The 22,859-nt window shown below is 59.9% G+C and carries 18 protein-coding genes and 1 pseudogene; all 19 read left to right on the top strand.

The features are described 5' to 3' along the window. Positions 1 to 69 precede the first annotated feature (69 nt). The 19 genes and pseudogenes from EJ067_RS11065 to EJ067_RS10975 all read left to right on the top strand — a co-directional run bounded on the left by EJ067_RS11065 (position 70) and on the right by EJ067_RS10975 (position 22,456). A complete protein-coding gene (locus EJ067_RS11065) occupies positions 70 to 549 on the top strand; it encodes a hypothetical protein (RefSeq protein WP_126079036.1) in 480 nt (159 codons plus the stop codon). Beyond that, positions 546 to 791, top strand: coding sequence for a hypothetical protein (locus EJ067_RS11060; RefSeq protein ID WP_126079035.1), 246 nt, complete (start codon positions 546 to 548; stop codon positions 789 to 791). The genes EJ067_RS11065 and EJ067_RS11060 overlap by 4 nt, the downstream gene beginning before the upstream one ends. A gap of 4 nt (positions 792 to 795) precedes the next feature. Next, a complete protein-coding gene (locus EJ067_RS11055; protein WP_126079034.1) occupies positions 796 to 1,122 on the top strand; it encodes a hypothetical protein in 327 nt (108 codons plus the stop codon). 987 nt (positions 1,123 to 2,109) lie between these two features. Next, positions 2,110 to 2,931: a phage portal protein gene (locus EJ067_RS11050; protein WP_245467237.1), complete on the top strand. Its 822-nt coding sequence runs from the start codon at positions 2,110 to 2,112 to the stop codon at positions 2,929 to 2,931. A gap of 544 nt (positions 2,932 to 3,475) precedes the next feature. After that, positions 3,476 to 4,336 (top strand): nitrogenase iron protein, encoded by an 861-nt coding sequence (gene nifH / locus EJ067_RS11045; protein ID WP_126079033.1) that lies wholly within the window; start codon positions 3,476 to 3,478, stop codon positions 4,334 to 4,336. A gap of 104 nt (positions 4,337 to 4,440) precedes the next feature. Continuing rightward, positions 4,441 to 5,946, top strand: a complete 1,506-nt coding sequence (gene nifD, locus EJ067_RS11040; RefSeq protein ID WP_126079032.1) for a nitrogenase molybdenum-iron protein alpha chain — start codon at positions 4,441 to 4,443, stop codon at positions 5,944 to 5,946. A gap of 126 nt (positions 5,947 to 6,072) precedes the next feature. Next, on the top strand, positions 6,073 to 7,614 hold the full coding sequence (gene nifK / locus EJ067_RS11035) for a nitrogenase molybdenum-iron protein subunit beta (RefSeq protein WP_126083526.1): 1,542 nt from the start codon (positions 6,073 to 6,075) through the stop codon (positions 7,612 to 7,614). A 62-nt stretch (positions 7,615 to 7,676) separates the two neighbouring features. Then, positions 7,677 to 9,167: a nitrogenase iron-molybdenum cofactor biosynthesis protein NifE gene (gene nifE, locus EJ067_RS11030; RefSeq protein ID WP_126079031.1), complete on the top strand. Its 1,491-nt coding sequence runs from the start codon at positions 7,677 to 7,679 to the stop codon at positions 9,165 to 9,167. 10 nt (positions 9,168 to 9,177) lie between these two features. Further along, positions 9,178 to 10,560, top strand: coding sequence for a nitrogenase iron-molybdenum cofactor biosynthesis protein NifN (gene nifN, locus EJ067_RS11025; protein WP_126085784.1), 1,383 nt, complete (start codon positions 9,178 to 9,180; stop codon positions 10,558 to 10,560). After that, the gene (gene nifX, locus EJ067_RS11020) at positions 10,526 to 11,023 is read left to right on the top strand and encodes a nitrogen fixation protein NifX (RefSeq protein ID WP_126083525.1); all 498 of its coding nucleotides are present in this window, start codon (positions 10,526 to 10,528) and stop codon (positions 11,021 to 11,023) included. Before nifN ends, nifX begins: the two co-directional genes overlap by 35 nt. A 17-nt stretch (positions 11,024 to 11,040) precedes the next feature. After that, positions 11,041 to 11,520, top strand: a complete 480-nt coding sequence (locus EJ067_RS11015) for a NifX-associated nitrogen fixation protein (RefSeq protein WP_126079029.1) — start codon at positions 11,041 to 11,043, stop codon at positions 11,518 to 11,520. A gap of 24 nt (positions 11,521 to 11,544) precedes the next feature. Beyond that, positions 11,545 to 12,327, top strand: coding sequence for a response regulator transcription factor (locus EJ067_RS11010; RefSeq protein WP_126079028.1), 783 nt, complete (start codon positions 11,545 to 11,547; stop codon positions 12,325 to 12,327). Between the two features lie 297 nt (positions 12,328 to 12,624). Next, complete coding sequence (locus EJ067_RS11005; RefSeq protein WP_245467236.1) at positions 12,625 to 13,311, top strand: universal stress protein; 687 nt, start codon at positions 12,625 to 12,627, stop codon at positions 13,309 to 13,311. An 811-nt stretch (positions 13,312 to 14,122) separates the two neighbouring features. Further along, positions 14,123 to 15,308 (top strand): annotated as a pseudogene (locus EJ067_RS11000) (FAD-binding oxidoreductase). Positions 15,309 to 16,041: 733 nt separating this feature from the next. After that, positions 16,042 to 17,286 carry a SidA/IucD/PvdA family monooxygenase gene (locus EJ067_RS10995; protein WP_245467235.1) on the top strand — a complete coding sequence of 415 codons (1,245 nt, stop codon included), beginning with the start codon at positions 16,042 to 16,044 and terminating at the stop codon, positions 17,284 to 17,286. 192 nt (positions 17,287 to 17,478) lie between these two features. Continuing rightward, positions 17,479 to 18,258 (top strand): phytanoyl-CoA dioxygenase family protein, encoded by a 780-nt coding sequence (locus EJ067_RS10990; RefSeq protein WP_126085783.1) that lies wholly within the window; start codon positions 17,479 to 17,481, stop codon positions 18,256 to 18,258. Positions 18,259 to 18,571: 313 nt separating this feature from the next. Continuing rightward, positions 18,572 to 20,569 carry a class I tRNA ligase family protein gene (locus EJ067_RS10985; RefSeq protein WP_126079025.1) on the top strand — a complete coding sequence of 666 codons (1,998 nt, stop codon included), beginning with the start codon at positions 18,572 to 18,574 and terminating at the stop codon, positions 20,567 to 20,569. A 326-nt stretch (positions 20,570 to 20,895) separates the two neighbouring features. Further along, positions 20,896 to 21,279, top strand: coding sequence for a hypothetical protein (locus EJ067_RS10980; RefSeq protein WP_126079024.1), 384 nt, complete (start codon positions 20,896 to 20,898; stop codon positions 21,277 to 21,279). 22 nt (positions 21,280 to 21,301) lie between these two features. Beyond that, on the top strand, positions 21,302 to 22,456 hold the full coding sequence (locus tag EJ067_RS10975; RefSeq protein ID WP_126079023.1) for a TlpA disulfide reductase family protein: 1,155 nt from the start codon (positions 21,302 to 21,304) through the stop codon (positions 22,454 to 22,456). Positions 22,457 to 22,859: the final 403 nt, after the last annotated feature.

Raw genomic sequence — 22,859 nt, 5'->3', positions numbered from 1 at the left:
GTCTTCGCCACCGATCTGCCGACCGGCGACAATGGCGGCTACTATCGCTGGCATGTCGGCTCGTTCCAGATGCAGTCCATCCGGGATGTTCCCGGCGACCGCTGGAAGGCGCTGAAAACCGAAGTCTGGCCATGGGCAAGGACCGGCCGCCACATTGTCGTAGCCGAGCCGTCCGAGACCTATGAGCACTTTCACGGCATCGAAGGCTGGACGCGGCAGACGGTGGCGAGGCTGAACAAGCTGACCGACCGGCCGCTGCTGATCCGCAACAAGGAAATGCAGCGCTTCGGCCGCAAACTGCATGAGGATCTCAAGGGCGCGCACTGCCTGGTCACGCAAGGCTCGAACGCCGCGGTCGAGGCGGTCATCATGGGCTGCCCGGTGTTCGTGCACCAGGACAGCGCCGCTGCGCTGGTCGGCCGCTGCGGCCTCAGCCGAATCGAAGAACCTTACTATCCCGACCGCCAGCCCTGGCTCAATTCGCTGGCCTGCTGCCAGTTTTCGGAACGGGAACTGGTCGATGGAACCCTGTGGAAGATGATCGAATGAGCTATCTGACACAGTCCGAGGCTTCACTGCTGGCCGACATCATCGCCGGCCTTGAAGATCGTGGCTTCGACTACAATCCGCTGACGACATCGTTGCCTCAATATCTGGCGACGTGCCTGGGTGACGCAACCGCCTATAAGCGAAAATCCGTCGCGCAGATGCTGGCCGAGCTGAACAGCATTTCGGCGGCAGCGTCCTTTCGCACCTCACGTCTTCAGTGGCGCAGCTGCGGGAGCGCTTGACGCATTGGTGGGGAGCGAGGGAGGGGCGCAGTCCTCGTTCAGCGCCATCGCCAATCTCGTTGCGGCCGACAACCGCGACGTCAATATTTTGGTTATTGGGGATAGCACCAGTAACGAAACGTCTGAGTGGGTTTATCTCTTCTTTTCTGGTGCGATCGCGCCGACACATTCGATTGTCTATCATCTGTGGGACGATGTTGCTGTAGCCTATGCCTCACCCGTCACACTGTCGACCGGATCCGGCGCTCATACGATCCATGTTTGGAATGCCTCCGTTTCTGGCGCGCGCGCCATGTTTCTTTTTGGGGTAAATTTCAGCTTGCCATCGTAGATACCGACCCCGACCTGGTGATCTGGAACGTTGGGATCAACAATAGGACGGCCGGCAGCGATCCTTGTCCCTAGCGAAATCGTCTCGCCGCTCGAAGATGTTCGCCGCGCGTTTCCGACGATCCCCCACATTGCCATTTGCCAGCAGCCGAATCGCGACGACAACTCCATGGAGGTCGTTAACGACGCTTGGCACTGGATAAAAGACAGATGGGAACGGCCTCGAATTGATCGAGCTCTACGCGGAGATGGTCGCGATAGGGAAGCCGGCAGATTACTACGCAGACGCCACGCACCTCAACAGCACTGGGCAAAACTTCGAAGTCGCGCTTATTCAGGCCGCTTGGAACGCCAGGCTTCCCACAACTGTAGCAGTCGATGTGCCATGGACTGCCACTGTCGCCGAAAGCATCGTGTCTAAACGCAGATTTTGCCGCATTTTCGGGCGCGCTCCCCGATAATTGGGCATCGGTGGGCACCATATCGGCAGCCAAGGAACTCACCATCGTCGACGCTGGTGACCCATACTCAGTCAGGATCACCGGCGTTGGCTCCCAGCCCCGTTTGCGGCAGGCTATGGCCGGCACAGAGCGAAACAAGGCGCGGGGCAACTCCGTCACCTTGTGGGTTCGGCAGGACCTGCCGGCCGCCGTCGCATCGACCGGGGTCGCATTTCTTTTCCTACAGCAGCGTGCTGGGAGGTGACCTTACCTGACCTCAAGAGCGGCTGTTGATGCGCGGGATGGTTGGCATTCCTTGATGCTGGTTGGGATACCGGTCCCGGCCGATGCTCTTAGCCCGACCATACAACTGTATCACGATAGCGCGGCTTCGCCCGACACTGACCCTGCATATTTCGCTCACGCGGGCATGGCGGTCAGCGAAGTACCGCGCGGCATCTAGGGCAAACACCTGATGAACATACTCGGCTTCAACATTTCGCGCACCAAGGCCGCGCCGCCCGTTCCGGTGTCTGAGAATCGCGGGGGTGGTACAGGATACTGGAAAGTTTCACGGGTGCTTGGCAGACCAACACCGTCGTGGAGTTCAACAGCGTGCTGGCCAATCACGCCGTCTTCGCCTGCATGACGCTGATCGCCTCGGATATTCCAAGCTCCGCGTCAAGCTGGTCGAGCAAGACGCCAACGGCATCTGGACGGAGACCAAGAGCCCCGCGTTTTCGCCTGTGCTGAAAAAGCCGAACGGCTTCCAGAACCGCATCCAGTACTGGGAGAATTACTTTCTCTCCAAGCTGATGCGCGGCAACGTCTACGTCCTGAAAATCCGCGACGGCAGCAGGGTGGTTCGCTCGCAGATCGTGCTGGCGCCGGATCGCGTGACGTCGCTGGTCGCCGATGACGGCTCAGTGTTCTACCAGCTGCGCACCGACAATGTCAGCGGGATCAAAGAGGACATCATGGTCCCCGCCAGCGAGATCATCCACGACCGCTTCAACTGCCTGTTTCATCCGCTGGTCGGGCTGTCGCCGATCTACGCCGCCGGCGTGGCGGCAACGCAAGGTTTGAACATCCTCGACAGCTCGACGCAGTTTTTTGGCAACAGGAGCCGGCCCGGCGGCGTTCTGACCGCACCCGGGTCGATCAGCCAGGAAACCGCCGATCGTCTCAAGGCCGCGTTCGATACCAACTACAGCGGCGAGAACGCCGGCAAAATTGCCGTGCTTGGCGACGATTTGAAATTCGAGCCGATCGCGATGAACGCCACCGATTCGCAGCTGATCGAGCAACTGAAATGGACGGCCGAAGTGGTCTGCTCGACCTTCCACGTTCCGCCAAGGAACCCTCTTTAGCCCCCATGAGACCCGACTTTATGTGGCGGATACCGGATGAATGCGTGGATCCGACCCAAAACATTCTCTGTGTCTTTGACGTCGGCAAATTGTCTGAAGGAGAGGTATTTCACGCCGTCAGCCGGTATGACAGATTAAGACATGCCGGCCTATTGGCCAAAAATCTTACCAAAAGTTCGGTTGGGGCTTGGCCGACACAACAGCGCTGGACTTTACAACTGGTGCGTCGCCTAAGAAAAGGCCCGCCTGGTCGCTCGGCGATGGGGTGGTTGCCGTCTTCCCCTAACGATCAATAGCGGTCGCAAGTAACGCAATCCGACATCTCCTGTCGCCTATGTCGGGTTCGCCACACAAGTTTATTTAGCCAGTTTAATATTTTTCCCAAATGTTAAATAGCTGAAAAGCAAACATAAAATTTCTTCTTCGATCCAACTGGCCAAATTGGCACGAGTTTTGAGACGATCGGTGCGAGGCGCCGGGATCTGCCGACCGGACTTCAAGTCGCGGGTAGCCGCTATGGATGGAAAGAAGGAAGGAAAGCAACATGTCAGGTCTGCGTCAGATCGCATTCTACGGAAAGGGAGGCATCGGCAAATCCACCACCTCTCAAAATACGCTCGCTGCCCTGGTCGACCTCGGACAGAGAATCCTCATCGTCGGCTGCGACCCGAAAGCCGATTCCACCCGCCTGATCCTGAACGCAAAGGCGCAGGATACGGTTCTGCATCTCGCCGCCCAGGAAGGTTCTGTGGAAGACCTTGAACTCCAGGACGTGCTCAAGATCGGCTACAAAGACATCAAGTGCGTGGAGTCCGGCGGCCCCGAGCCGGGTGTCGGCTGCGCCGGCCGCGGCGTCATCACCTCGATCAACTTCCTCGAGGAGAACGGCGCCTATGACAATGTCGACTACGTCTCCTACGACGTGCTGGGCGACGTGGTGTGCGGCGGCTTCGCGATGCCGATTCGCGAAAACAAGGCCCAGGAAATCTACATCGTCATGTCCGGCGAGATGATGGCGCTCTATGCCGCCAACAACATCGCCAAGGGTATCCTGAAATACGCCCATTCGGGCGGCGTGCGGCTTGGCGGGCTGATCTGCAACGAGCGCCAGACCGACCGCGAGCTCGACCTCTCCGAGGCGCTGGCCGCAAGGCTCAATTCCAAGCTCATCCACTTCGTGCCGCGCGACAACATCGTCCAGCACGCCGAACTGAGGAAACAGGCAGGGGAGTACCGCGCATTGGCCGAGAAGATCCATGTCAATTCGGGCCAGGGCACCATCCCGACCCCAATCACTATGGAGGAGCTCGAGGACATGCTGCTCGACTTCGGCATCATGAAGACAGACGAGCAAATGCTTGCCGAGCTTCAAGCCAAGGAAGCGAAATTGGCCGTCGCTCAGTAACCGCCGCTACCGACAGGGGGCGCCGACCGTGACCTGGCGCCCCTTTCTACGAAACAAGGCCTCGTTGGCGAGGCGTTACCCGAACCTTGAAAGGGGCAGGTCCCATGGGCCTCGACTATGAGAATGACGGCGCTTTGCATGCGAAGCTTATCGAGGACGTGCTGTCCCAATATCCAGACAAGGCGGCCAAGCGCCGCAAGAAGCACCTCAGTGTCGCAACGAGCAAGGACGAGGCCGGAGGGGAGGACAAGGGCCCTTCCGAATGCGACGTCAAATCGAACATCAAATCCATTCCGGGCGTGATGACAATCCGCGGCTGCGCCTATGCCGGCTCCAAGGGCGTGGTGTGGGGTCCGGTCAAGGATATGGTCCACATCTCGCACGGGCCGGTCGGCTGTGGGCAATATTCCTGGTCGCAACGCCGCAACTATTACGTCGGCACGACGGGCATCGACACGTTCGTGACAATGCAGTTCACCTCCGACTTCCAGGAGAAGGACATCGTTTTCGGCGGCGACAAGAAGCTGGAAAAGATCATCGACGAGATCGAGGACCTGTTTCCGCTCAGTGGAGGCATCTCGGTGCAGTCCGAATGCCCGATCGGCCTGATCGGGGACGATATCGAGGCAGTGTCGCGCAAGAAAGCCAAGGAGCACGAAAAGACGATTGTACCGGTGCGCTGCGAAGGTTTCCGCGGCGTTTCACAATCGCTCGGCCACCACATTGCAAATGATGCGATCCGCGATTGGGTGTTCGACAAGGAGGATGTCGAGTTCGAGTCCGGCCCATACGACGTCAACGTCGTCGGCGACTACAACATTGGCGGCGATGCCTGGGCTTCGCGAATCCTGCTCGAGGAGATTGGGCTTCGTGTGGTCGGCAACTGGTCGGGCGACGCCACGCTCGCCGAGATAGAACGCGCGCCCAAGGCCAAGCTCAACCTGATCCACTGCTACCGGTCGATGAACTACATTTGCCGGCACATGGAGGAAAAGTACGGCATCGCCTGGATGGAATACAATTTCTTCGGCCCCTCCCAGATCGAGGCCTCCCTGCGCAACATCGCCAAGCATTTCGGCCCGGAAATCGAGGAGAACACCGAAAAGGTCATCGCCAAGTACCGGCCCTTGGTCGATGCCGTCATCGCCAAGTACCGACCGCGCCTCGAAGGCTGCACGGTGATGCTCTATGTCGGCGGCCTGCGCCCCCGTCACGTCATCACTGCCTACGAGGACCTCGGTATGGTGATCGTTGGCACCGGCTACGAGTTCGCCCACAACGACGACTATCAGCGCACCGGCCATTACGTGAAGAATGGCACGCTCGTCTATGACGACGTCACGAGTTTTGAACTGGAGAAGTTCATCGAAGGCATCCGCCCTGATCTCGTTGGCTCCGGTATCAAGGAGAAGTACCCGGTGCAGAAGATGGGCATCCCGTTCCGCCAGATGCACTCCTGGGACTATTCCGGCCCGTATCACGGCTATGACGGCTTCGCCATTTTCGCCCGCGACATGGATCTGGCCATCAACAACCCTGTCTGGGGTCTCTACCGCGCGCCGTGGAAGAAGATGAAGGACGAGCCGCTGAGGGCAGTCGCCGCCGAATGAGGACTGGCCTCCCGCCAGGCAGGGAGGCCGATAAATGCTCGGGGCACTCGATCCGCGGGAGGCCCTTTAACGTCTTGATGTCCCTGTGCTGCCGCTTGGCGCGGCCAGATGGAAAAGGTGACCACCATGCCGCAATCGGCCGAAAAAGTTCTCGACCATGCTCCCCTGTTCCGCGAGCCTGAATACAGACAAATGCTTGCCGAGAAGAAACTGAATTTCGAGTGTCCGCACCCTGATCAGATCGTCACCGACCAACGCGAATTCACCAAGACTTGGGAATACCGCGAAAAGAACCTCGCTCGCGAGGCGCTTGTCATAAACCCCGCCAAGGCCTGCCAGCCGCTCGGCGCGGTGTTCGCGGCCGCGGGCTTCGAGCGGACCATGTCTTTCGTCCACGGTAGCCAGGGCTGCGTTGCCTACTACCGCTCGCATCTGTCGCGACATTTCAAGGAGCCTTCGTCAGCGGTTTCCTCCTCGATGACCGAGGACGCGGCAGTGTTTGGCGGCCTGAAGAACATGGTCGACGGGCTCGCCAATACCTACAAGCTCTACGACCCCAAGATGATCGCCGTCTCGACCACCTGCATGGCCGAAGTCATCGGCGACGACCTGCGTAGCTTCATCGAGAACGCCAAGAACGAAGGCTCGGTCCCGAGCGACTTCGACGTGCCTTTCGCTCATACGCCTGCCTTCGTCGGCAGCCATGTCGATGGCTATGACGGCATGGTGAAGGGCGTGCTGGAGCATTTCTGGAAGGGCAGCGAGCGCGCGCAAGCCGCTGGGGCCATCAACATCATTCCAGGATTCGACGGATTCTGCGTCGGCAACAACCGGGAACTCAAGCGCCTCCTCGACCTGATGGCTGTCACCTATACCTTCATTCAGGACGCCTCAGACCAGTTCGACACGCCGTCGGACGGCGAATACCGCATGTATGACGGAGGCACAAAGATCGAAGACGTGAAAGGGGCACTCAATGCGGAGGCGACACTGTCGCTGCAGCACTACAACACCCGCAAGACGCTGGAATATTGCAATGAGGTCGGGCAAGCGACGGCATCCTTCCACTATCCGCTAGGTGTCCAGGCGACCGACGAGTTCCTGATGAAGGTCTCAGCCATTTCCGGCAAGGAGATCCCCGAGACAATCCGGATGGAGCGCGGCCGACTGGTTGACGCCATGGCGGACAGCCAATCATGGCTGCACGGCAAGAAATACGCAATCTACGGCGATCCGGACTTCGTCTACGCCATGGCCCGCTTTGTCATGGAAACTGGTGGCGAGCCGACCCACTGCCTCGCGACCAACGGCACCAGTGCCTGGCAAGCCGAGATCAAGGAGCTGCTCGCCTCCTCGTCCTTCGGCCAGGATGCCCAGGTCTGGGCGGGCAAAGATCTCTGGGCAATGCGCTCGCTGCTCTTTACAGAGCCGGTCGACCTGCTGATAGGCAATTCCTATGGCAAGTATCTGGAGCGCGATACCGGCACGCCGTTGATCCGGCTGACGTTTCCAATCTTCGACCGACACCATCACCATCGCTTTGCGCTGATGGGCTACCAGGGCGGTTTACGCGTGCTGACGACGATCCTCGACAAGATATTCGACAAGCTCGATCGCGAGTCGAGCGAGACTGGCGTGACGGATTATTCCTATGACCTCACCCGCTAAGAGCCGGTGCCGGCTTTTGCCGTGGCCGCCCATCGCCCAATTGGACTTCGGAGACTGACGCAATGACCTCGCTCAGTGCCAAGATCCAGGATGTTTTCGACGAGCCCGCCTGCGATAAAAACCGCGGCAAGGATGCCAAGGCGCGCAAGGAGGGCTGCTCGAAGCCGCTGACCCCCGGGGCGGCCGCCGGCGGCTGCGCCTTTGACGGCGCCAAGATCGTCCTGCAGCCGATCACCGACGTTGCGCACCTGGTCCATGCACCCCTCGCCTGTGAGGGCAATTCCTGGGACAACAGAGGCGCAGCTTCGTCTGGGCCAACCCTGTGGCGGACAAGCTTCACGACCGACCTTACCGAACTCGACGTCGTGATGGGGCAGGGCGAGCGGAAGCTGTTCAAAGCGATCCGCCAGATCAAGGAAACATATGCGCCGCCGGCAGTCTTCGTCTATTCGACTTGCGTGACGGCGCTGATCGGCGAAGACATTGATGCCGTGTGCAAACGCGCGGCCGAAAAATTCGGCTTGGCCGTGGTGCCGATCAATGCGCCTGGCTTGGCCGGCTCCAAGAACCTCGGCAACAAACTCGCCGCCGAAGCGCTGCTCGATCATGTCATCGGCACGGTGGAACCAGACGACGACGGGCCCTACGACATAAACATCCTCGGCGAATTCAACCTCTCCGGCGAATTTTGGCTGGTGAAGCCGCTGCTTGATCGGCTCGGCATCCGAGTGCGCGCCTGCATTCCGGGCGATGCGCGTTACATCGACGTTGCATCCGCTCACCGCGCCCGGGCGGCTATGATGGTGTGCTCGAGCGCACTCATCAATCTGGCCCGCAAGATGGAGGAGCGCTGGGACATCCCGTTCTTCGAGGGCTCCTTCTACGGCATAACCGATACGTCGGAAGCACTTCGCAACCTTGCTGAGCTGCTGGTGAGGAGGGGCGCCGATGCGGAGATTATCGATCGCACAGACACGCTGATTGCTGAGCAGGAGGCGATTGCGTGGAAGAAGCTCAAGGCCTACCGCCGGCGGCTGCAAGGCAAGCGCGTGCTGCTCAACACAGGAGGTGTGAAGTCCTGGTCAGTCGTCCACGCCCTGATGGAGATCGGCATGGAGATCGTCGGCACCTCGGTCAAGAAATCCACCGTCGAAGACAAGGAACGGATCAAACGCATCCTCAAGGACGAAAACCACGTATTCGAGCAGATGGCGGCGCGCGATCTTTACGCCATGCTCTCAGAAGGCAAGGCCGACATCATGTTGTCGGGCGGGCGCACGCAATTCATCGCCCTGAAGGCCAAGACACCCTGGCTCGATATCAACCAGGAGCGACAACATCCTTATGCCGGCTATGACGGCATGGTGGAACTTGTACGGCAGATCGACCTCGCCATTCACAACCCGATCTGGGGCCAGGTGCGGGAGCCGGCGCCGTGGGATTGCCAGCCTGCCGTGAAGGACGATCTGGCGAGCACGAAGAACGGAACTGGGACTGTGAACGCTCTCGATGAATTCGCCGGCGCGACGGCTCAGCGCTCAGGCGAGCGTTGAGGAAGATCCGATGGCCCGCATCCTTCGCAATACCAAATCAGCGGCGGTCAACCCGCTGAAGTCGTCACAGCCGCTGGGTGCCGCCTTCGCTTTTCTTGGAGTCGACGGTGCGATGCCCCTGTTCCACGGCAGCCAAGGCTGCACCAGCTTCGCGCTCGTGCTCTTCGTGCGGCATTTCAAGGAAGCGATCCCCTTGCAGACAACGGCGATGGACGAGGTGGCAACCATACTCGGCGGAGCGGACCATCTGGACGAGGCGATCCTCAACCTCAAAATTCGCACTAAGCCAAAGCTGATAGGAGTTTGCACGACCGCGCTGGTCGAGACCCGTGGCGAAGATTGCGCGAGTGATATCGCCAACGTCAAGCTGAAGCACGTGGAAGAGCTCGCGGGGACGGAGGTCGTGCTGGCCAACACGCCTGATTTTGACGGCGCGATCGAAGAAGGCTGGGCCAAGGCTGTCGCGGCGATGATCGAAGGGATTACACGGTCGGGCGCACGGACCAGGCAACCGAAGAAGATCGCAATCCTGCCCGGATGCAACCTCACTGTCGCTGACGTCGAGCATTTGCGTGACATGGTTGAAAGTTTTGGCCTCAAGCCGATCATCCTGCCGGACGTCTCCGGCTCGCTCGACGGTACGGTCCCTGACCGCTGGGTAACGACTACCTATGGCGGCACCAGCGTTGAAGAAATCCGCGAGCTTGGCACAGCCGCGCAATGCATCGTCATCGGCGAGCACATGCGCCACCCGGCGAAAATGCTGCACGGGTTGACCGGCGTGCCTTACGTGGTGTTGCAGTCGCTGACCGGATTGAAGGCTGTCGACCGGTTCGTCTCGGTGCTGTCGGCGGTTTCGGGCGCGGCGGTGCCGACCCGGGTGCGCCGTCGCCGGGCGCAATTGCAGGATGCTTTGCTCGACGGACATTTTCATTTCGGAGGCAAGAAAATTGCGATCGCTGCCGAACCAGACCAACTCTATCAGCTCGCAACCTTCTTCGCTGGCATGGGCTCCAAAATCGCTGCGGCGGTCACGACGACCGATATGTCGAAGATTCTGGAAAAGGTACCGGCGGAGTGGGTTCAGATCGGCGATCTCGGCGATTTGGAAGCTCTTGCCGAGGGCGCGGATCTTCTCGTTACTCACTCCCACGGTCGCCAGGCTTCGCAACGCCTTGGCATTCCGCTCATGCGCGTCGGCTTCCCGATCTTCGACCGGCTCGGCAGCCAGCACAAGCTCACAATCCTCTATGAGGGGACCCGCGACCTGATCTTCGAGGTTGCCAACATCTTCCAGGCCAATCAGCACGCGCCGACGCCTGAGGCGCTTGATCCATTCCGGAAACGAGAAATGCCAGATGAGCTCCGTCCGTCGCCTCTCACTCGTCACTGACGAGATTCGCGTACCGATGCCTGAACGACGAGCAGGTGCATTGCGCGTAGCAATCGCCACGCATGACATGAAGGATCTCAATGCCCATTTCGGGTCGGCCAGGCGCTTTGCTGTCTACGACGTGACGCGCGAGGAGTGGCATCTCGTGGAAGCCGTGGCCTTCGATGACGTTTCCGATGAGAGCGGGAAGCGTCGGACCGAGGGCGATGACCGCATCACGCCGAAGGTGGAGGCGCTGAAGGGCTGCCATCTGCTGTTTTGTCTGGCCATCGGCGGGCCTTCGGCAGCCAAGGTTGTTTCTGCCAAAATCCATCCGATCAAGGTGCCGCAGCCACAAACGATCCAAGAAGTGCTGTTGCGCACGCAGATGATGCTGAGGACATGTCCTCCGCCCTGGCTGCGCAAGGTGCTGGCCGACGCTGGTGTCGCCGAAAAGAAACCCTCCTTCGAGGACGAGGACTGAAACGAGGAAAGAGCAAAATGTTTGAAGTCGCGATCAGCCCTGCTGTCAACGACGACGAGGCGGCCCTTGCCAGCCCGTTCGTCAAATGCCTCGTGCGACTGATCCGTGCTCAGGATTCCCACGGATCCTGGGACGGTAAAGTGGACGCCGAGCTGCTGGCCGACTTCATAGTCAGCAAGGAACAGCGCCGTGCGATTCCAATCATTGGCGATCCCGATCCGGACGTGCTGTGGAGACTCGACAAGTTTTACACTGCCGTCGCCCTTGCGATCGAGGAGCGCTCCAGCCTGATGGCATCGCCGATGATCGAAATGAGCCATGAGGGCTTCGGGCGCGTGCTTTTCACCGCCGGGCGGCTGGTCGTTCTGTCCAAGACGCTGCGCGACGTCCATCGGTTCGGCTTCGAGACGTTCTGCAAACTCGCCGCGGCCGGTACGAAACTGGTCGACGATGCGATCGCAGCCATCGACGCCTATCCCGAGGTGGCACGGGCATGAAGCAGATTTTCGAGCAAGAGGATCATGTCAGGCCTTGAGGAGCCGCGACGGCCAGCCGAAGCCGAGGCGTTCGAGGCCAATTTGGTTCTCGGGGTAGCGCTGATGAAGCCACGCGTCCTGATCTGTTCGCTAGATGCAGAGTTCTACCTGTTCCTCAGCCACATACTGGAGGTGGACGGCTTCGTCAGTGAGCCGGCCGGCGGCGCCAAGGAGGCACTTGCAAAGGCCGACGAACGGGAGGTCCAGGCGGTCGTGCTGGACTGCGGTCCAACGAGCCTTACCGGGTCCGCAATCTGCGCCCGGCTCAAACGGGAGCCCCGGACCGTCGGCCTGCCCGTTATTGCCTTGATCGCGCCCGGTGCCGAGAACCAGCACCTCGATCTGTTGAAAGCCGGCATTGACGAGAGCTTTGTGCGACCAATGGCCCCGGCCAAGTTGCTCGACTGTTTGCGGTCGAAGCTGGGGTTGGCGAAGCCGGGTTCAAACGAGGTTGAAAACGGCAGCTGGCTCTCTTTTGGCAACGTTACGATGAATCTCGATGCCCGCCGGGTTTGCGGCAATGGCCATGACATTCATCTCGGACCGATCGAGTTCAACTTGCTGCGGCATTTGCTCGAGACTCCCGGCAAGGTCTTCAGCCGGGACGAGATGATCGGCGCGGCCTGGCCGGCCAATATCCATGTCGGTGAACGCACAGTCGATGTCCACATCAGTCGGCTCAGAAGGGCGCTGGAGACGGCCTCGACCGATATCGTCATCCGTACCGTGAGGTCGTCCGGCTACTCGCTCGAGAAGCTGGACGGCTGAATCAAGTGTCCGGTGTGGTGCCACTCCCTTTTCCTCACGCTGTGAGCCGGTCTTGCGGCCTGAAACGCCCTCAACGAATACTCAGGAAGAAGAAGGAAAATGGCCTACAGAACCGTACTCTGTCTGACCGGCGCTGACCATTCCGATCAGGACGTCAGAACTGCTGCCGGCTTGTGTGCGGAAATCGGCGCTCACCTTTCCGTACTCGTTATACCCGCTCCGACGCTCCTTATGTGGCATCGGATCGGAGAGGGTGTCCTCGAGTGGCCGGTAGGACGTGGACGGGCAATTGCCATATTGAACAAACGGTTGCGGCAAATCGATCGATTTGCACAGGACGCGGTCAGGCTGGAAAATCGCTCCAGAGATATCAAGAAACTGCTGGAATCTATGTCGCTCGCCTACGACGTTGACACCGACTATTACGACCCGGCGAGCCTCGGTGAAGTGGTACGACAGCGGGCGATCTGCGCCGACCTCACGATCACCGGACCGGGGCTCCTCAACGACGAGAATCTCGGACCTCCTGTGGTCAACGGCTGTTTGTTCGACACGGGAAAGCCGATGCTCGTTGTGCCGAACGGGGCCAAGGCGACGCTGTGGCCACGGCGCGTCCTGGTCGGTTGGGATTCGCGAGTCGAGGCGTCCCGTGCGGTTCGCGAAGCGCTGGGGCTGCTATGCGTTGCTGAGGAAGTTCGTGTCGCCCTGGTCGATCCGAAGGCCAACTACAACGGGAACGGGGCGGAGCCCGGAGCCGACATCGCTGGCTATCTCACTCGGCACGGTGCTCGGGTGTCGGTTGACCTACTGCCAAGCGCCGGCAAATCGGCGGCCACGGTGCTTGCACAGCACGCAACCGACATTTCTGCCGACATGATAGTCATGGGCGCCTATGGCAGCCGTGGGCTGCGTGAGCGGCTCTTTGGCGGTGTGACCAGATGGATCTTTGATAAGCCGACATTGCCGCTGTTTTTGGCTCGATGACGGTTTCCGAAGCCGTGCCGATGCTGTTCGGGGCTTCGCTGTGCCTGTGACATTCGCAATGCCCAATGCGGATCGCTGCGACCATCCCGCTGAGTTGAAAACACTCCCTAGAGGAGCAAGATAAGTGGCGTTCTTTTGCGTTGGTCTCGGCGCTGGCACACCCAATTGAGCCTTGCTGTGGAAGATACTCGAAGAGATTGCGCAAGGGGACTGTTCCTGGATTGGCAGGTCGATACGCTGGCACCCAGGCAGCGCAATGGATGAGGCCAGCTGGCGGCCGTTTTCGAACAATATCGTCACCGACGCGGGGCGGCTTAATGTGCTGTGCGCCGCCTGCTCGACCTGGCGCGCCGAAAATCTCGCGCCAGTGGCGAAAGCACGTCGATTGGTGCCGGGCTGGCACCGCTGCCGGTCCAGGACGGCCGGCACTTCCGAGGCCAGCCGGAGAGACCAGCCTGTCGGCCAAGAACGCGGCGATCGTGCTCGCCAATCTCATCGACAATTCCGCGAGGCATGGCGCCACGCTGGTTTCAATCACAGCGGCGATGGGGACGGCAGGCCATTGAGAGAGCGAGGGGGGCGGGGCATTTCGCCAGCAACCGGACCGGCATTTTCCGAGCCATCTTCCCTACACGACGCGATTTCGGCGGCACCGGCATGCCTGCCTCGGCATCGTGCTGGCCCTCCTGAGAGCGCATGATGACATGATCCGCCTGGCTGAGCGCGCTACCCACTTCGAGATCATCCTGCCGGTTGTTTGAATGGAGCACGAACTTTTCCGAAAACCGGCTTTCCGGATCATGCTCTAGAACTGGAGAAGCGAAAAAATGCTCTACGACATGACATCGTCATCATCGGCGGAGCCATCGTCGGCTCCTCGATCGCTTACTATCTGCGCGAGGAAGGGTTTTCCGGCTCGATCGCGCTGGTCGAGCGCGACCCGCAATTTGCCCATGCGGCAACGACTTGTCCTGCGCTTCGATCCGCCAGCAGTTTTCGATTCTCGAAAACATCCGCCTGTCGCAGTTCACGCTGAAACTGTTCCGGCGGCTGAGGGAAACTTTTGGCGCCGACGCCGATATCGGCTTTCGCGAAGGCGGCTATTTGATCCTTGCCGGCGACGACGGATTGCCGATTCTCAAGGCCAACCACCAAACCCAGATGGCCGCGGGCGCCGACATCGTCCTTGCGGATGCGGAGGCGCTCGTCCGCCGCTTTCCATGGCTGTCGGCCGAGGGCATCACTGCCGGCGCCTATGGCCGCAGCGGCGAGGGCTGGTTCGACGCGCATGCTATGCTGATGCTGTTTCGCAGGGCCCTGCGGGAGAAGAAGATCGATTTCATCACGGCCGATGTGACCGGCCTCGAACGGCAAGGCGACAGTGTTACCGGAGTAAGCCTCGACAATGGCGAGCGGCTCGACGCGGGTATAGTCGTCAACGCCGCTGGGCCGAATGCCGGCAAAGTTTCAGCAATGGCCGGACTGGCGCTGCCAGTGGAACCGCGCAAGCGCAATGTCTTTCTCTTCGAGGCGCGCGAGAAATATGAAGACATGCCGATGCTGGTCGATCCGACCGGCATCTACGTCAGACCGGAAGGCTCAGTCTACATTACCGGCGGCGCCGAACCTGAAAAGGGCGACGGCCCCGCCGACCCTAACGATTTCGAGCCCGACTGGCCGCTGTTCGAAGAGATGATCTGGCCGGCGCTGGCGACCCGCATTCCCGCCTTCGAAGCCATTAAGCCGACGCGCGCGTGGGCCGGCCATTACGACTACAACACGCTCGACCAGAACGCGGTGGTCGGGCCGCATCCGGAGGTCGACAACTTCCTCTTCGCCAATGGCTTTTCCGGCCACGGCCTGCAGCAGGCGCCGGCGGTCGGCAAGGCGCTGGCGGAGCTCATCGTGCATGGCGGCTATCGCACGATCGATTGCACGGCGTTCGGATATGAGCGCGTCGCGGAGGGCGGGCGTTCAGGGAATTGAATGTGATCTAACACTGGCGGGACAGCACCCCCTCTGCCCTGCAGCATTATGCTGCGAAATGGGAACGCACCATGCTTGCGTAAAAGCGCCGAGCGGCCGGTGCTGAATCTCGAACGTGGCGACGTAAGGACGGCGACGCGGCAAATTGGCCATCGGCGCAAGGTTTCCCCCTCATTGTCGGATACCCGACAGAATCACAAACCCCCTAACCGTTGCTTCCATGAAAGTTTCCTTCTGGCACGTTTGATGCGGGGGATCTTCCGAAAAACATCAGCGGATGCCCTCCTATGCCAGGCTCAATGTCGCCGCATTCGAGACCAGGCCCTCGCCGATCCCCAAGTCGGTCGAAGGTCGGCGTAGCATTGTGGAGGCGGGCGACTTTGCCGATTGAAACAAGGAACAAGACTCGAGAGCATTTCGCTGACCGAGACGCGATCATCGAAGCGGGCGGAGATATGTCGATTGTGTCCACGCCCACGAGTCGTGGACAGGAGGGTCGATCGCATCACTTGGCCCGGATCCATGGGCCCTCATACACGACGAAACGAAAGCGGGGACAAAATTCAGCAAATCCAGCGGCACCGAAGTCGAGATGGTCCGCGTGGAGACTCTGAAGCCGATGGCCCGAGCCGATTTTCCTCGCGAGTATCACTCAATTGGGAAGCACCTAAAGGAGCAAGACAAGTGGAGCTCTCTTGCATTGGAGTGGGAGCTGGGCCGTCGAATTTGAGCCTGGCGTGCCAGATGCACGAGCAAATTGGGCAACGGGCACTGTTCCTGGATCGGCAAGTCGACTTCCGCTGGCACCCAGGCAGCGCATTCGATTGCTCGGAGCTCCAGGTCAGCCACTTCAAGGATTTGGTCACGCTGGTGAACCCGCGATCAGCCTACACTTTCGTGAACTACCTGCATGAGAACGGGCGTCTGTACCACTTCCTGAATGCACAGTTCGAAGCGGTGCTCAGAGCTGAGTTCGAGCAATACCTGAACTGGGCCTTCCACAGGAACCCGCTTGTCCGCGGCGGCGAGACGGTGCGCGAAATCCGCTTTGACGGTGAGTTTCGGGTGCGCACCGACAAGGCGGTTCTCGGCGCCAGAAACCTGGTGGTTGGTATTGGCAAGCAGGCGCATATTCCGCCTCAGTTTCAAGGCTGGGCTGGCCGCAACCTTTTTCACTCATCTCAATTGCTGCACATTCATCCTGAGGTGCACAATAGCCATGTCTGCGTGGTCGGCGGCGGACAGTCCGGAGCCGAGGTGCTGTTGCACCTTGTTGGCCTGCCAAAAGGACGGCGGCCTGTCTCGATAACCTGGGTATCACAGCGGGAAAACTACCTTCCTATCGACAACAGCCCGTTCACAAACGAGTTGTTCATGCCCTGCTTTTCGGATCGTTTCGCGGCAATGAGCGAGTCGCAGCGCAAGCTGTTCTTGCGGCGCTTCGTGCTTGCTTCGGACGGCGTTTCGGAAAGCACGTTGCGCGCGATCTACCAGGCGCTATATCGCCACGCATTTCTAGAGCCAAACCGATGCGAAATCACACTGCGGCCGGGCTGCACTGTCTCGCACTGCATCAACGCCGGCAAGGGCCACAGACTCACCCTGCAGCATGGCATGGAGGAGGTTGAAGAAGTCACGGCCGACATCGTCATCCTGGCCACCGGTTACGAGAACGCGGTGCCAGGCTTCTTGGAACCGATCGCGAACCGGCTTGAAAAGATCGACAACGAATTGGCTATTCGCGAAGATTTTTCAGTGTGCTGGGACGGACCGCGTGACAGCCGCATCTTCGTACAGAATGCGAGCCTAGGACAGCGTGGGCTGGCTGACCCGAATCTAAGCCTGCTGGCCTGGCGAGCGCGTCGCATCCTCGACAGCCTTCTGGGGCGCGCGCCGCGTGCCAACCCTGAGCATCCCGGCTTCATTCGCCCTACCTCAGTCGAGTGCTGGTCCGACACCGTCGCAGAAGAAATGGGCAGCGGGATATGACCGGGCGACTGAGGAAGTTGGCGGTGGCATCCAAGGAACGCCTTCACTGCGGCGAAGGCCGGCGAGCGCGACCCCCTTAGCGTCGCCCATATGCCGTGGAGTACTGATTCCGTGACCCACAACCTGACCAGCGCCCGATTGCGCTAACCGAAATTTTCGACCAACCAGTCTTTCCAACAGGAGGCTTTTCGCATGTTGACTGATGCACAAAGAGAAAAGTGGGAGAAAGACGGATATGTCAGGATCGAAAGCTTCTTCGATCCCGCGGCTGTGGAGCGTATCTCCAGCTTTGTTGATAATATTTCAGGCTGGGACGTCAGCGATGACAAATGGATGCTGTGGTTCGAGAAGACGACGGATAATCGAAAGATCACATCTAAGGCCGAGAATTTTCTCGACTTCCATGATCCATTGCGTGATCTGCTCCTCGCCGATCAGCGCATTAACGCTGCGGTCGAGGAGCTGCTTGACGAAGGCTCGCGCCGGCTCAAGGAGTTGCTGATTTTCCACTACCCCGACAGCGGCGGCTATCGCCCGCATCAGGACATTTATCACATTCCACACAGGCTCCCCGACCGGATGGTCCATGCGGTCGTCGCCATAGGCATTGACGACTCCGACCCGGACAATGGCGGCCTTTTCTTTAGCCCCGGGAACCACAACAGGGGAGTATTTTCCATGGATGCCGACGGGGTGATTGATCCTGAGGTCGCCGAGAAACTCTCCTGGGAACCCATAGAATGGAAGGCTGGGGACATCTTCATCTTCGACGATTACGCACCGCATTACTCGCAGCCGAATAAAAGCAATCGATCGCGGCGAACGCTCTACTTGGTGTTCCAGCGTGCTTCGACCGGTGGACCGACCCGCGCTGAATACAACGTGCTTAAGCGCGCTCTTAATCCGCCCGAGGGCAAAGTGGCTGATCTAGACAATCTCAAGCCGCCAAACGGCATTTTCTATCGCGACTGAGCGAGGCATGCATATGAAACTGGTCGACGCTAAAAATGCGGGCAGCATGGCGTTCTGATTTGTGGGCTACTGGAGCATCGCCGCAGTCGCGTTACGACGCTTCGGCACGTCGTATGGAGGTAGTCACCGGGCGATCTTCGCTGACGGCAAATTCCTACTGGCGCGCAGTCTTCGCCCGCCTGTGGGCTGGAGCCGGATTGTTCTCGCGGGGGCCGCCAACCGGTACCGGGCTGCCGCCTCTCTTCGCAACTTGCAGCAGAGGCTGTCGCGTTCGCAGCCGAAGATACCACTGTTTCAACGGCTGAGCTTCGTCATGCGCAAATACAGGTTTTCTCGAACGGAGCTGTCGCGTGCGTTCGGTATCGACATGGCCACGCTTGGAACGGGAAGCGCGGGCACCGGGTTTTCATTCGGCAAGGTGGCACCGGGGGTCACATCCGAGCCTCATCGGCACGACGAAATCGAGGCCTTCGTAGTCCTGTCCGGGGTGGGCAAGGTCCGGACCGACCTTCGGCAAATCCCAGTCAAAGCCGGCGACGTCGTTCTGTTCCACCCCTTTGAAGCGCATGTGCTGTGCAATGATGGGGACGAAGACCTAGATTTCGTCGATGTCTACTGGCGCGACGGCAAGGCCGCCCTCGAAGCTGCTGCACAGGTCGCGGCTCCCCGCACGCCGATCTTCGTCTTCTCCACGCCGCCGACGCCCAATGGCGATCTGCATCTGGGGCATCTTTCAGGCCCGTATTTTGGCGCCGACGTCTACACGCGTTTCCTGCGCATGAATGGGGCCGAAGCCTACCACCTGACTGGGAGCGACGATCACCAGAGCTATGTCGCCACGCGTGCCGATGATCAATCGACGCCCGCAAAGGTGGCGCGCCACTACGCCGACGAGATCATAGCCACGCTCGCGCTTCTCGACTGTGAGGTCCACAGCTTCCTGTCCACGTTGGGGGATGACGCTTACGCCGAGTTTCAAGCCACATGTTTCCGCACTCTTCTGAGCAGCCCGGCGGTAGATCTGCGCCAGAGCCGTGCGCTATTTGATGCAGTGACAGGCGATTACCTTTACGAACCGGATGTAAGCGGCCTCTGCCCCGATTGCGGCAGCTCCACTAGTGGCAACATCTGCGAGAAATGCGGCGCGCCGAACTTATGCCACGACCTAGGTGCAGTCCGGGCGCGGCACTCGGCCGAGGCGCCGGTGGTCGGCTCCGTGCGCCGTCCCGAACTTGCGCTGGATCGATGCTACGACGACATCGACCGGCATTTAAGGGCGTCGGGCGCTCCCGCTCGGATTTTGGACCTCTTCGCGCGTGTACGCCAACGCGGCGACTTTTCCGTGCCCATCACCCACCCCTCGGACTGGGGCCTGCCGGCCGAAGGGCTTCCGGGGCAGCGGATCTGGGTTTGGCCGGAGATGGCTTTCGGATTCCTTTACAACATCCAGGCGCTAGCTGGCTTGCTGGGGCGCGACTGGAATGCGGCGATGCCCAGCAATGACTGGCAGATTGTCCATTTCTTCGGCTTCGACAATTCCTTCTACCACGCGCTACTTTACCCCGCGCTTTACGCTGAGGTGTTCTCCCACTGGACGCCGCGTATCCGGTATCACGTGAACGAGTTCTATCTGCTCGACGGCCAGAAGTTCTCGACCAGCCGCGCCCATGCGGTCTGGGGCAAGGAGGTTTTGGGCTTAAAGACAGTCGACGCCGTGCGTCTTCATTTGGGCCTGACACGCCCGGAAGGTGAGCGGACGAACTTTACGCTAAACGCGTTACGCCGCACCGAGAACGAGGTGTTCAAAGGAACTTGGCTGAAATGGCTTGATGCGCTTCACCGGCAAATCAAGCAGGATTTTGGCGGCTGCGTGCCCGACGCAGGCGACTGGGGTCCCGCCGATCGCGCTTTCTTTGCTCGGATAGAGATCCATCGCGCGGCGATGGAACGCGCCTATTCGGATGATGGCTTCTCGGTCCGGCGCGCGGCCGCGCAGGCCTGCGATTTCGTGCGCGATTGCCTGATCTACCGTCAGGCGCAAGACTACGAAGCGGCGCGACGTCTCTATCCCGCCCGCACCCGGACCTCGCTCGCGCTTCAGGCTACAGCCGCTGCGATCCTGGCGCAGACACTCGCACCGCTGATGCCCCGATTTGCCAGCATGCTTGCGAGAGGCATCGGCGTCTCAACCGAAAAATGGCCTGCGTCCGTCCGGCGCCTTCCGCCAGGGACGATCTTTGATATCGGGCCCGTACTGGGGTTCTACGCGAAATCCGACAATCCGAAGGCCTTTGCGCCATCCGAATCTTGATCGGCGCGGCATATCCGACATCTCTACGGGCTGCCACCAGACAATCGAGACCAGACTGGCCCACCTGGACCCTCCTATTCAGCGAAGGGGTCGCGAATGCCCGCAGCAGCGGGTGGTCTACGCAGGAACCTGCAATGCTTCCAAAGCTCTTTCACGAAATATCGGCTCGTGAATGCGGGATCGGCCGTCTGGCCAAACATCATATGCGGTAACGGCGGCGGCTCGCAGTCGACGCGCTGGGCCTCACCGCCCCACCGACCCGGCCCAAGAAGGAAGGCTCAGCCATCAGCAGGCCAGGACGCAGTGGCTGCAGGCGGGAGCCGGTCGTGGAGATCGCCCGCGCACTTTCGACCGGCCCCGAAATGATGCTGTTAGACGGGCCGACGCCGAACATTGCCCCAGGCGAGACAGCCAAGCTGTCTTCGGTTCTCAAGCGTGAAGCATCAGTGATGCGTGTCGAAAACCAGACAGCGGCAGGAACCATGTCGGGTTCAAAACAATCGACCGCGTTCTACGCCCAAAGGTTTTCCGAGCTAACCACACACTTACGCTCACTAAGCGGGCTGGCACGACCATTGCTGGTTGAGATGCGGCAACAATGGGTGAGGACTAGCCGCATGCGAACGCACAAGACGAGTGCTGGTCACCGAACCGGTTTCTTCCATTTCTCAGAGGAGAACCGGCTCGTCAGAAACGCCCGAAAGGTGTGAGAATAGAGCTTTGGAGAACAATATGGTGTTGCATAAGGAGTCCCCGGCTCCTCCGATCAAAGTGGACGACTGGCTGCGTGGCGAGCCCCTCGCCAACTTTCACCCCGGCAAGGTGTACCTCCTGGAATTTTGGGCGACTTGGTGCGCACCCTGTGTGGCGGTGATGCCCCATCTGACGCAGTTGCAGGAGAAGTATCAAGACAGCGGATTTGAGGTCATCGGAGTCGCAGCTGGGGAAAAGGGCCCGACCGCCGAGGAGACGCGGACTAGCTTGGATGCTTGGCTGACAGAGAGATTCCCGAATCTGAATTATCGTATCGCGTTCGATTACACAGGCGAAATGAATAGACTATGGATGGAACCCAGTTCATCTCTGGGGATTCCCGCCTCGTTCTTAGTCGACCGCGACGGCCTCATCGCTTTCATAGGACATCCGGCGGAACTCGATGACGTTTTGCCAAAGGTTCTCAACGGCAGTTGGCGCAACAGCGATGAAGCTCAACGCGCCGATGCAAGGCGGATCGCTACTAACCAATCCAAGGCACGCGAGCTAGCACTGACCCGACCGATTTACGCCAAGCTTCACCCGGCGATGCAGGCCGAGGATTGGACGGCGGCGGTCTCGGCCATCGAAGAAGGCCTCGCCTTAGTGCCCGATTATAGCGGGTTCCGGGAAACGCACGCGAATCTACTGCTTCACAAGCTGCGCGACATGCAGACCGGCTTGCCCGTCATGCGCCAGTTGGTCGAGGACGCCATCGACAAAAAATTCGATGCCGTCTCTTGGATGGTCATGGCCCTGAACCAACTCTTCGATCCCGCGATTGACAACTCACATATCCCCCGTGCTGAACGCTTCGCGATGGGCCACGAGCTCGCGGAACAGATACTGACACTGAATCCCCCACACGGCGAGGGGCCTCTTAAATTCCGGTGGTACGTCCCGGTCGCTCAGTATTATTACGAGAGCGGCAACAAGGGTCGCGCAATCGAGTTGATCGAGGTGGCGCTGAAATCTCTGGGGAATCCAGGGATGATGCCGGACCATATCAAACAATACTGCCTTACCGCATTGCTCCAAGCCCTGGCCAACTACACGGGTGAGAACGCATGCTCCGGGGATCTTTGCGTGGTTCCGCAAAACACGGCCGCTGAAAATCAAAGCACAGTCGCCTGATGAGCGAAGAGACGACAAGTGAAAAAGAACCCTGGTCAATCCGCCAGTTTCCGCGGGGCGCCCGCGGCAAGTATGCCCAGGCAGCACAGGGATGGATCGTTTAGGCTCGAACCTGAGTACCTCTCACCGGATCGGCGCGGAAGAGATGCTCGAGCCGACTTGGGCCTATCGGAAGACGTCACGACCCAGGAGTGGTCAGCCCGAAGGGAAGGCATCGACGTGGGATCGGCCCGGCCAGGTCGGACGTCGGCTGCGCAACCAGGCCCGGAGTTGGCGTACCCGAAAGCAGAAATCGAGCACTGAAATCGAGCAAACCAAACGTCGCACGCGGCGCATGGCCCTGCCGTCACACGGACGGGGCGACGCCCGTACCCGCCGTACGCCTCCCGCGGTTGATCCGTGC

This window comes from Mesorhizobium sp. M1D.F.Ca.ET.043.01.1.1, assembly GCF_003952385.1.
Classification (GTDB): Bacteria; Pseudomonadota; Alphaproteobacteria; order Rhizobiales; family Rhizobiaceae; genus Mesorhizobium.
Note: the sequence above shows the minus strand (reverse complement) of the source record. Positions and strands in the feature narration are given on the sequence as shown.

Bases quoted from the DNA above. Each gene is read 5' to 3' on its own strand.
- EJ067_RS11065 (WP_126079036.1), top strand. From the start codon at position 70: ATGCAGTCCATCCGGGATGTTCCCGGCGACCGCTGGAAGGCGCTGAAA.
- EJ067_RS11060 (WP_126079035.1), top strand. From the start codon at position 546: ATGAGCTATCTGACACAGTCCGAGGCTTCACTGCTGGCCGACATCATC.
- nifH (WP_126079033.1), top strand. From the start codon at position 3,476: ATGTCAGGTCTGCGTCAGATCGCATTCTACGGAAAGGGAGGCATCGGC.
- nifD (WP_126079032.1), top strand. From the start codon at position 4,441: ATGGGCCTCGACTATGAGAATGACGGCGCTTTGCATGCGAAGCTTATC.
- nifK (WP_126083526.1), top strand. From the start codon at position 6,073: ATGCCGCAATCGGCCGAAAAAGTTCTCGACCATGCTCCCCTGTTCCGC.
- nifE (WP_126079031.1), top strand. From the start codon at position 7,677: ATGACCTCGCTCAGTGCCAAGATCCAGGATGTTTTCGACGAGCCCGCC.
- nifN (WP_126085784.1), top strand. From the start codon at position 9,178: ATGGCCCGCATCCTTCGCAATACCAAATCAGCGGCGGTCAACCCGCTG.
- nifX (WP_126083525.1), top strand. From the start codon at position 10,526: ATGAGCTCCGTCCGTCGCCTCTCACTCGTCACTGACGAGATTCGCGTA.
- EJ067_RS11015 (WP_126079029.1), top strand. From the start codon at position 11,041: ATGTTTGAAGTCGCGATCAGCCCTGCTGTCAACGACGACGAGGCGGCC.
- EJ067_RS11010 (WP_126079028.1), top strand. From the start codon at position 11,545: ATGTCAGGCCTTGAGGAGCCGCGACGGCCAGCCGAAGCCGAGGCGTTC.
- EJ067_RS10995 (WP_245467235.1), top strand. From the start codon at position 16,042: ATGCACGAGCAAATTGGGCAACGGGCACTGTTCCTGGATCGGCAAGTC.
- EJ067_RS10990 (WP_126085783.1), top strand. From the start codon at position 17,479: ATGTTGACTGATGCACAAAGAGAAAAGTGGGAGAAAGACGGATATGTC.
- EJ067_RS10985 (WP_126079025.1), top strand. From the start codon at position 18,572: ATGCGCAAATACAGGTTTTCTCGAACGGAGCTGTCGCGTGCGTTCGGT.
- EJ067_RS10975 (WP_126079023.1), top strand. From the start codon at position 21,302: ATGGTGTTGCATAAGGAGTCCCCGGCTCCTCCGATCAAAGTGGACGAC.